A 10,002-nucleotide genomic window follows, 5' to 3' on the forward strand; every position below is an offset into this window, starting at 1 on the left:
ACCCAAAACTCCTCAAACATCCTTATTAAAGGAGCTTTGTGACTGGAAAGAACAATTAAATTAAAATTAAAACTATAATCAAAACAGTGAAAAATATTAGAAAATTTTGGAGAAATATAGATCCCTTCTCATTACAATTCCGCCTAAAAATTGGCATGGCTGCATTTTCTACTTTGATATTAGGTAGCGTCTTTATATGGACGAGTTGGAAAATGCAGCAAATTTTGATTGATAGTCACAAACAAAACATAGAACAAATAGCCCAGCGTTTGCCGCAGGATGTGCAACTTTATAGTGAAATGATGCAACCTGAAACCGGGTTGCACAAGGCTGTTAAAAATTTAGAAAGCACCAATACATTTTTATGGATTAAAAGCCCAGATCGGAAAATCTTGGCACAATCTACTAATTTAAATTTGTTATCTAAGTCTGTGGTCGCTGAGTTAATGTCTTTAACTCAGATGCCGCTGAAAGCGCAAGTCTACAAAATTGGTAAAAACTACTTTATTTTATCTGAGAATTCTGTACAGGTCGAAGGTCAGGTACTCGGTAATTTATTTGTGGTGAAGAATATTACCCGCGAACAGTCAATGTTTGTGGTCATGGTACAAAACCTGGGTATTACTAGTGTTTTGGCAATTATTGCCCTCACAGTCGCGATCGCATTTTATATCAAGAATTCTCTGCAACCTCTACGCCAGCTCAATCAAATGACTGCCGTTATTTGTCCAGAAGATTTAGGAGAAGCACAACTCTATCTTAATAATGCACCCAGTGAAGTCAAAGAATTAGCTCAAACCTTAAATATGCTGTTATCTCGCCTTTCCCAATCCAGGGAACAAGAGCGAGAATTTGTGAGTAATGTTTCTCACGAACTACGTACACCCTTGACTATTGTACATGGTTACTTGCAAAGCGTCTTGCGACGGCAGAACAACTTAACTCGGGGAACTCGCTGGTTATGAGGTGCGAGAATACTTGCTTGAAAAGTGGGGCAGGAAGTGCGCTTACTGCGACAAACAAGGAGTACCACTTCAGATTGAGCATATCCACCCCAAGGCAAAAGGAGGTAGCAACAGAGTCAGTAACCTAACCTTATCTTGCGAACGATGTAACACTAAGAAAGGAACTAAGTTTATAGACGAGTTTCTCAAAAAGGATGGTTCTAGGTTAGGAAAAATTCAACGACAAGCCAAGCAGCCATTAAAAGATGCAGCCGCAGTCAATGCAACTCGTTGGGAATTATTTCGCACCTTAAAAAACATCTTACCCACCACAATGGGAACGGGTGGACAAACCAAATACAACCGAACAAGACTTGAATTACCCAAGCAACACTGGATTGATGCGGCTTGTGTTGGAGATGTCGAAACAATTCAGTTACTAACCCAACAACCATTACACATCAAGTGTGCTGGTTGGGGAACACGCCAAATGTGTGGTACTGACCGCTATGGATTCCCAACTCGACATCGAGAGCACAAACAAGTTCATTTTGGTTTCAAAACTGGCGACATTGTCAAAGCTGTTGTACTTTCCGGGAAAAAGGTAGGTCAGTATGTTGGTCGCGTGTTGTGTCGTAAAACTGGCAGTTTTGATATTGCAACTAAAAGTGGACGTGTTGCAGGAATTAGTTACAAGTTTTGTACATCAATTCATCTTAAGGACGGTTACTCCTATGGGTTTTAGGATATTAAGACGGCGAATAAATTCGCCCGTGGCTTCCTCCCCATGTTTAGAAAACAGGGGCTTCCGCCACAAGGAGGTTCGGTGAGAAATCCGGGTTTTCCTTTTCTATTTCAGAACCAGTTCATCAAGAGAACATCCAAAATGGAGAGGGTTGCGAATTAATTGAGAGCTTGAGATTTTATTGTCAAAGGAACGATAGACTATTTTGTCAAAGAAAAGAGAGCCTTTATATACGTTGCTAAACATAAATTTCAATCCAGAAAATAGAAACTCTGGAATAGAATTGTTTCCAAATTTAATAGACTCAAGAACAGGTATCATTGACTTATGGTGCCCCGGATCGTTAAAGACAAGACATAAGCTATTGAAGATTAAATATTCTTCAGTGAGTTGGTCAAACCCTAAAAAAGGAGCCCTTTTTCGTTCTGCGATATACTTTAATGTTTGTGCTGCTGCTACAAATTCTTGCACTTTCTGAATTAACTGCTCTTCAGTCAACATATCGCAGTTTAACCAGGATATGTAGCTAATCCAAGTGTTGCTAAACTTAATTGCACTTAGTGAGAAATCAGCTTGCAGTTGTTTGAAAAAACACACAATTTCTGCTTCAGATAAAACGGGGCACGTGTTGCCCTTCACTGGAAAAACTTCATCTAAACTGACTGTTTCTTTAGGACAATGCAATGTTGTAATAGCTTGAGAAAACCAGGAACCTAAACGATCTTGTGTTTCTACCGCCGATGGTTGGGGTCTAATAATTTTATCGTCTCCAGTTTCGGAATCAGCAATAAAGAGAAATCCTTTTTGCCTTAGATTATTAGATATATGCATTTCATAGTCTTGAAATCTTTTAAGGTGGAATATTTTCATAATCCTGTCTCCTGAGTTTTTTTATAAAAAGGTATGACAGTCCATTCCTACAGATGTCTTGCATCCGTTTGACAATTGCACTCTATTAGGTAATATTGCTCAATTAGTGCTGTTCAGTTTTTAAATTAATAGGAAAATGTGAGGAAGTTGTGAGCTTGGATTGAGATGAAAAATTCCATACGTAGGTTGGGTTGAGGAACGAAACCCAACACAAGCCAGCCTCAAAATCGAAATCACGTGGGTTGCGTTGAAGAACCAAACCCAACACTCAAAATCGAAATCACATGGGTTGCGTTGAAGAAACAAACCCAAAATTATCACGGCTTGTGTTGGGTTTCGCTGGCGCTCAACCCAACCTACATCAATTAATCAAAATCTGTAGGCAAATCTGGATTGCGATAATGCTCATAAAGACGGGTAATCTGAGCGGGGGTCACACGTCCAAGAGATAATTCTGGAATGCCATCCTCAGGAAAAAATCCTACTTCTTCCGTTTCAATACTGGCTGATGGAGTACCACCAACAAGTTCGCAAAGAAAAAACAGCTTGTAGACGTAATTTGGATGGGGTGGGTGTCCGTGTCTGTTTCTGTCATAAACAGCAAGTAACTTGACAGCACGAGTGAGATAGCCTGATTCTTCAAAAATTTCTTTCACAGCAGCTTCACTGGGCGATTCTCCAACATCAGCCCATCCACCGGGAAGCGTCCAACAACCGTCTTCTCTTTCTTTCACCAGCAATATGGTATCATCGCGAAACACGACACCCCGCACGTCAACTTTGGGGGTTGCGTATCCCACTTCACGAGAGAATAAATCCAGAATGTAGCTGGGTTCGACATTTGAGTGAGTTGCTAGGATTTCAGCTGCGATCGCCCGTATTGATTTAAACCGTTCGATATCATAAGGATTCTCAGAATAGGTAAGACCTGTTTGAGCGATCGCTTGCAGTTTTTGTGCCCATGCCAGCCATTTCATAAGTGCTTGTAAGTAGTTAGTAGTTATTGGTTAGTAGTATTTCCACTAACCACCAACTACTAACCACTATCAATTATCCGTGTTTACGCTTCATCTAGTGCAGCGATACCGGGTAATACCTTACCTTCGAGCAACTCCAAACTAGCGCCCCCACCAGTGGAGATGTGGCTCATTTGGTCGGCCAAACCAACCTTTTCCACCGCAGCAACAGAATCACCGCCACCGATGATGGTGGTTGCACCTGTTTTACCAATTTCAGCAAGAGTATGAGCGATCGCCTCAGTACCAACAGCAAACTTATCAAACTCAAACACACCCATTGGTCCGTTCCAAATAACCGACTTACAATCAGCAAGGGCTTCTTGGAAAACCTTTACAGACTCAGGACCGATATCCAAGCCCATCCAACCTTCAGGGATGTTTTCTACGCTGACGGTTTGCGAATTGGCATCAGCAGCGAATTTATCTGCAACCACCACATCTGTAGGAAGCAGGAAAGTCACGCCCTTTTCTTTTGCCTTAGCTTCCAAAGACCGTGCCAAATCCAGCTTGTCCTCTTCCACCAAAGACTTACCGACATTCAAACCACGAGCTTTAAAGAAGGTGAAAATCATACCACCACCTAAGAGAAGTTTGTCGCACTTCTCCAGAAGGGCTTCAATCACACCAATTTTGCTAGAAACCTTAGAACCGCCAATAATAGCCGCCAAAGGACGTTGGGGATTTTCAATGGCATTTTGCAGGTACTGCAATTCTTTTTCAATCAAATACCCAGCAACAGAGGGTTTCAAGTATTTTGTGACACCCTCAGTAGAAGCATGGGCACGGTGTGCTGTGCCAAAAGCATCATTGACATACAAATCCGCATTGGCAGCCAGTTTCTTAGCGAATTCAGGGTCATTTTGCTCCTCTTCCTTGTAAAAACGAACGTTTTCCAGTAAGAGAACCTGACCGTTTTGTAATTCCGCCACCTTAGCAGCAACATCATCGCCAATACAGTCATCAGTCTTAACGACTTCTTGCCCCAATAACTCAGACAGACGCTTGGCAACCGGAGTCAGGCGAAGTTTATCATCTACACCCTTGGGACGACCAAAATGGCTTGCTAGAATTACCTTAGCTCCCTTCTGCGTCAAATCTTGAATGGTTTGTAGAGCAGCCCGGATGCGAGTATCATCTGTGATGTTCCCGGCATCATCCAGAGGTACGTTAAAGTCAACACGCACTAGGGCGCGTTTACCAGACAAGTCTGCTGAAGACAAATTTGCCAAAGATTTCTTTGACACGACACGAACCTCCTGATTGCCTTTTTGATATGTTTTGATAAATAGTGCCATCCAGATTTTACCGACTCAGGGGGGCGGAGGTGAATCATAATGTTCAAAACTGTTTTATTTCCAATTGACCAAAGCCGGGAAGCACGCGAAGCAGCCGACATGGTTGTCAACATCGTGCAAAAGTACGGCAGTCGGTTGGTGCTGCTGAGTGTCGTTGAAGAAGTTGCAGATTCCGCTGGAGATGTGATGACTTCACCAGAGACAGTCGCCCAACTGCTAGAAAGCGCCAAATCACTGTTTTCTCAGCAAGGAATTCCAGCCGAAACCATTGAACGGCAAGGAAAACCAGCTTTTACCATCTGCGATGTGGCAGATGAAATAGAAGCTGATTTAATCATCATGGGCTGTCGCGGATTGGGATTAACGGACGAGGGATCGCAAGATAGCGTGACATCTCGCGTCATTAATCTTTCCCCTTGTCCCGTGCTGATTGTGCCCTAGGGGTTGACGAGCATCACTTTTTCTGTTGTTTGTGCGTCTACCTTAAAGCTGACTTTTCACGTCATGTAGAAAACCTAACCCCCCAACCCCCTTCCCTACAAGGGAAGGGGGAGAAATCAAAGCCTCTCTCCTTGTAGGGGAGGGAATGGAAATTAGTCATTAGTCATTAGTCATTAGTCATTAGTCATTTTATTGGTCATTTGTCTCGTACAAAAGACGAAAAACAAATGACACTCGTAAAAACGACTAAACTGTTACTGCACGTTTGTATGCTTCATCTAACACTTCCGAAAGTGTTGGGTGGGCGTGAACCAAATGAGCGAGGGTATGGACAGATTGACGGTTGGCAATTGCGGCTGAGGCTTCATGAATGATATCCGAAGCATGCATTCCAAAAATATGAACGCCTAAAACTTCGCCCGTATCTTTGCGATAGATCACCTTTGCTATGCCGTCCGCTTCACCTTCTGCCAATGCTTTGGAATTGCCTTTGAAGTAACTCTTGGTTGTTCCTACTTCAAATCCCTCTGCGCTACCCTGTTCCTTAGCTGCGGTTTCAGTCATCCCCACATAGCTAATTTCTGGGTGGGTAAACGCTGCTGCTGGAATGCTCCGATAATCTACTGTTTTACGACGCTCGCAAATATTTTCTACCGCTACGATACCTTGAGCAGAGGCAGCGTGTGCCAGCATCATCTTGCCATTCGCATCGCCAATTGCCCACAAATGTGGTACTGGTTCACCTGCTGACAGCACAGCCATACTGTCGTTCACCGGAATAAAATTCCGACGGTCAAGTTCCACTCCTACAGACTCTAAACCCAAGTTTTGCGTAGCCGGAATGCGCCCCGTAGCAACCAAGCAAGCATCTACCTCCAACACGTCTACGTCTTCTTTGGTTTTGAAGTTGGCCAACTCAATAACTACAGGTGAACCGGGAATCACTTTCTTAGCATATATTCCCACGTAGGTTTCAATATCACGGGGAGTAATCAGAACCCGTTCCGCAAGTTTGGCAATATCCCGGTCAAATCCCGGCATAAGCTGATCTAGGGCTTCTATCATAGTGATTTCACAGCCCAGCGCCGAGTAAATATCAGAAAACTCCAAGCCAATGTAACCACTGCCAATGATTGCTACCCAGTTTGGTAGCGATTCTAATTTCACGGCTTGGTCACTCGTGAAAACTGTTTTGCCATCTACTTGAATACCGGGAGGAACAAAGGGTACCGATCCGGGGGAAAGAATAACATCTTTGGCTGCGATCGTTTTTTCACCGCTGTCAGTTGTGACTATTACTTTTTGTATCCCCGCTACCTTACCCCAACCTCGAATGATATCGACCCCCAAACGCTTAAGGCTATTGGTCAGGTCACCTTGAATTTTAGCGACAAGATTGTTGGCATGGTCGGCAATTCCTTGTCTATCAAACTCAACGCTTCCTCCTAGTTGGATTCCCAGCGACTTGAGATGATGGGCATTGCGTAATTCCCGCACACGTCCAGATGCTGCCAACAGTGCTTTAGATGGAATACAGCCTCGGTTAACACAGGTGCCTCCCATGTCAGCCGCTTCGACAATAGCTGTTTTTAAACCGCAGCTAACGGCGTGTAAAGCAGCGCCGTGTCCGCCTACTCCAGCGCCTAAAATTACTAAATCGTAATCAAACCCTTGACTCACTTTACTTTCCCCGCGTGCATCGCCAACTTCATTTTTAACTGACCAAACAATCAGTGCAATTCTTAATTTTATGTTGTTGCTAAATCAAAAAGATGATTTAAGCTACTAGGGGATAGAATTTATGTCTTGTCTAGTATAGTGTAACATAAATTACTCATATTTATGAATATAGTAGCTTGTATTCCAATATTTTTAAAGGTTTATAATCATACAAGTTTTATGTGTGTTTTATTGAATACCTTTAGATGAAATATCTTCTATATGTAGAAAATATTCTCAGTCTAGAAGTATACTGATGAACTGCTAGGTTCCCAACTTGTTGAACGAGTCGGGAATGTAACCAAGCTTTAGTTAAGGGTAGGAGGGCTACGGTCACGCGTTTACATCGTATTAAGGTGGATGCTAATCTTCCAATTGCCTTATGGAACGGAAGTTTTCCTCGGCTCTAAGGGACGGGCTAGAGACCGAATAGCACTTCTTAGTGCCATTCGCTTCCTCGCCCGCCCTCTTATCTTTTAACAAAATTACTTGCGATTCCGCAGCCATTGACGGAATTCCTTCACTAACTCCAAATAATCTTTTTCCCCAACTTGTTCTAAAAACTGTACAATTTCTAGTAGCGGTAAATTTGGGAATGCCGAACTTTGCTCTGTTTTGACATATTCTTGGTCTTGAAGAATATAAATACTAAAATCTTCACCATCGTAACGCCAAATTTCTGCTATACCAATATCTGAATAAATTTGTAAGCGATTTTCAGAACTACTAGTGATATCAATTTCCACTGCTAAATCTGGCGGAGGATCTTGTTGTAAATCGCTCCTCTTTTTGCCGCGAATAATATCAATATTTTTCAGATAAAAACTTTCATCTGGTTCTGCTCCACTCAACTGTGGATACTTATAAGTGGTAGAACCAAATGGTTCAATTCTGATTTCTAATTCTTCAGCTATGGTTTCAACAAAGCGCCCCATTAAAGTCTTGTAACGTTCGTGTTCGGGAGAAGGAGCCAGAATTTCTAAATTTCCCCGGTTATAAGTTAGTCGAAGACGGCGATTTTTACTCAATTCATCAAGTAAAGTTTCATAGGTTTGCCAACTAATACCTGATAAATGAATAATTTCTTCCGGTTGAATAAAACTTTTTGTCGTCATATTTTACCTAAAATTAAAATGTTGATTATTTGCTTTACTATGGCAATAGACAACGACGCTGCTCTATGAGGATACTCTTTTTTCACTTAAATATCTATTTAAGAGCAGAAGACACAGAGGGTACAGAGGAAAGAAAGAGCAGAGACTTTCAGGGCTCAATTACGATGCTCGAATGAGGGTACCGAAAGACGGCTTTCCTAAAACGGTCTGGGCTAAATTTTCTGGAAGATTTCCATCAATAATCCAACAATCGATTCCCAGACTAGAAATAGCTAAAAACTCCTCTACTTTCTTTTTCATTCCACCAGTTACATCCACCGAGCGGCTAGAACCTAAGGCAGCTTCAATATGAGAATAGTTTCCTTTAGTAATAATAGGAATGACTTCTCCATTTTGGTCATGTACACCTGAATAGTCTCCAGCATTTATTAGTAATATTTTAAACTTTTCTTGAGCGGAAAAATATTTGGCTAATTCTGCTAACAAAGTGTCTGTAGAGAGGATAGTGCCACCGATTGCCTTGTCCAGAACAACATCACCAAAAACTAAAGGAATCAAATCGGCAGAAAGAATATTTTCTATAGGTGAAAAGTTGCTTTCAATAAGCTTTTTGTTCTGAGTTACTGCCATTGCTAGAGGCGATAGGCTAACCACTGGCAAACCAGCTTGCAAAAAAATCTTGGCTAGTAGCAGATTTAGATCTACAGCGTCCTGATGGACTAAGCAAAATCCTAATTTTTCAGAATTAGAGACAAAGCCTTCAATAGTGTTATACTTCTTAGCTGATTGGTGACCAAAAGAACCTGCTCCGTTGCCAATAATTAATTTTAAATTTGGATTTTGATTCCGTATGTAATGTATTTCTCCAGCCAATCGTTGCATCACTTCTGGTCGGGCAGTGTAAGGTTTGTCCTTATCTGTAATGAGAGACCCTCCTAGCTTTATTAATGCTAGATCCATAATGAAAGTTTTAGAAAGGTGGGATAATTACCCCTTTCCCCCTCTAAAATTACCAATTCTTGTAGGGTGGGCACTGCCCACCGTTCAGTGTTGTGCTGCATAGCCCTACCTACGTCTTTAGGTAATCTTCTAGCGGCAAGGGAGTAGCTTTGAAAAGCCTACCATGAAGGTAATACGAATCATTCTCTGTAAACTGAAACTTAATATTCCCTCAGCCTAGAAGACTTTTAAATAAAAAAATATTCAATTTCCTGTAAGTGAGATGGGCGTCTCGCCCGTCCTATCCGCTGGGCGGGCAAAAGGATCTTTACCGCATTCTTCTTAAAGAATTTAGGCTTCTTTAACCTCTTACCAATTGCCAAGACTGATGTTTTTACATACTGCAAGATTCCCGACTTCGCAAAAGTTGTCGAGCTCCTGACCAACCGGATAAAAATACCCGGATTTCTTATAAATTTTAAGAATAGAATAACTTTATTACAACTAAATACAAATATAATTTAAATTTTTTGGAGCATCAACCCTTGCCATTATTAATATCAAAATTTTCTATAGTTAGCACTTCTGAAGGTGAAGCTGTTACTATTCTCAAGTTAATATCAACTATAATTTTATTGCTTTCAAAACTAATATTAGCTTTCTTTACTAATAATTCGACTGGTACATCATCACTTAATTTGAATTGATTAGATGATGGAGTTTTATATCCTGCATCTTCTAGCCACTCAGCAATATTTCTCCAGTTCTCTACTTTTTGCTCGCATTTATCCACTAAGTTTTTAACATATTTATACAAAGTATTACAAAGGTCAACTTCAACACCTTTAGAATTTTTATTTAGCCTTAGTGGAGCAGCAGCATGGAATGCAACTCTAGCATGGTTTGGTGGTGGAG

9 protein-coding genes and 1 pseudogene are annotated in these 10,002 nt (G+C 41.5%); 3 read left to right on the top strand and 7 right to left on the bottom strand.

Features of this window, described 5'->3' with window-relative positions; all coding sequences use genetic code 11:
- Positions 1–86: 86 nt before the first annotated feature.
- Positions 87–944, top strand: a pseudogene (locus ACYRY3_RS05065) (histidine kinase dimerization/phospho-acceptor domain-containing protein); the annotation flags it as partial.
- A gap of 34 nt (positions 945–978) precedes the next feature.
- Positions 979–1,689 (top strand): HNH endonuclease, encoded by a 711-nt coding sequence (locus tag ACYRY3_RS05070; RefSeq protein ID WP_460200624.1) that lies wholly within the window; start codon positions 979–981, stop codon positions 1,687–1,689.
- Between the two features lie 105 nt (positions 1,690–1,794).
- Here the strand turns inward: ACYRY3_RS05070 and ACYRY3_RS05075 are convergent, their stop codons facing one another.
- The 3 genes from ACYRY3_RS05075 to ACYRY3_RS05085 form a co-directional block, all read right to left on the bottom strand.
- Entirely contained in the window at positions 1,795–2,559 is a 765-nt protein-coding gene (locus ACYRY3_RS05075; protein ID WP_460200625.1) for a hypothetical protein, read from the bottom strand.
- 365 nt (positions 2,560–2,924) lie between these two features.
- A complete protein-coding gene (locus tag ACYRY3_RS05080) occupies positions 2,925–3,536 on the bottom strand; it encodes an NUDIX hydrolase (protein ID WP_460200626.1) in 612 nt (203 codons plus the stop codon).
- Positions 3,537–3,619: 83 nt separating this feature from the next.
- A complete protein-coding gene (locus tag ACYRY3_RS05085) occupies positions 3,620–4,822 on the bottom strand; it encodes a phosphoglycerate kinase (RefSeq protein ID WP_460200627.1) in 1,203 nt (400 codons plus the stop codon).
- A 90-nt stretch (positions 4,823–4,912) separates the two neighbouring features.
- Between ACYRY3_RS05085 and ACYRY3_RS05090 the strand changes: the two genes are divergently transcribed.
- Positions 4,913–5,314: a universal stress protein gene (locus ACYRY3_RS05090; protein ID WP_460200629.1), complete on the top strand. Its 402-nt coding sequence runs from the start codon at positions 4,913–4,915 to the stop codon at positions 5,312–5,314.
- Positions 5,315–5,560: 246 nt separating this feature from the next.
- On the opposite strand, the gene lpdA is transcribed toward ACYRY3_RS05090, so the two are convergent.
- From lpdA to ACYRY3_RS05110, 4 genes are all read right to left on the bottom strand, one after another.
- Positions 5,561–6,994 carry a dihydrolipoyl dehydrogenase gene (lpdA, locus tag ACYRY3_RS05095; RefSeq protein ID WP_460200631.1) on the bottom strand — a complete coding sequence of 478 codons (1,434 nt, stop codon included), beginning with the start codon at positions 6,992–6,994 and terminating at the stop codon, positions 5,561–5,563.
- A gap of 524 nt (positions 6,995–7,518) precedes the next feature.
- Positions 7,519–8,148, bottom strand: coding sequence for a Uma2 family endonuclease (locus ACYRY3_RS05100; RefSeq protein ID WP_460200633.1), 630 nt, complete (start codon positions 8,146–8,148; stop codon positions 7,519–7,521).
- A 159-nt stretch (positions 8,149–8,307) separates the two neighbouring features.
- Positions 8,308–9,108 (bottom strand): isopentenyl phosphate kinase, encoded by an 801-nt coding sequence (locus ACYRY3_RS05105; protein ID WP_460200634.1) that lies wholly within the window; start codon positions 9,106–9,108, stop codon positions 8,308–8,310.
- Between the two features lie 517 nt (positions 9,109–9,625).
- On the bottom strand, positions 9,626–10,002 hold a 377-nt coding region (locus tag ACYRY3_RS05110; RefSeq protein ID WP_460200635.1), incomplete at its 5' end, for a hypothetical protein.

It is taken from the genome of Scytonema sp. NUACC21 (genome assembly GCF_054684315.1).

Coding starts and splice junctions, on each gene's coding strand:
- ACYRY3_RS05100 (WP_460200633.1), bottom strand. CDS start 8,148: ATGACGACAAAAAGTTTTATTCAACCGGAAGAAATTATTCATTTATCA.
- ACYRY3_RS05090 (WP_460200629.1), top strand. CDS start 4,913: ATGTTCAAAACTGTTTTATTTCCAATTGACCAAAGCCGGGAAGCACGC.
- ACYRY3_RS05080 (WP_460200626.1), bottom strand. CDS start 3,536: ATGAAATGGCTGGCATGGGCACAAAAACTGCAAGCGATCGCTCAAACA.
- ACYRY3_RS05105 (WP_460200634.1), bottom strand. CDS start 9,108: ATGGATCTAGCATTAATAAAGCTAGGAGGGTCTCTCATTACAGATAAG.
- ACYRY3_RS05075 (WP_460200625.1), bottom strand. CDS start 2,559: ATGAAAATATTCCACCTTAAAAGATTTCAAGACTATGAAATGCATATA.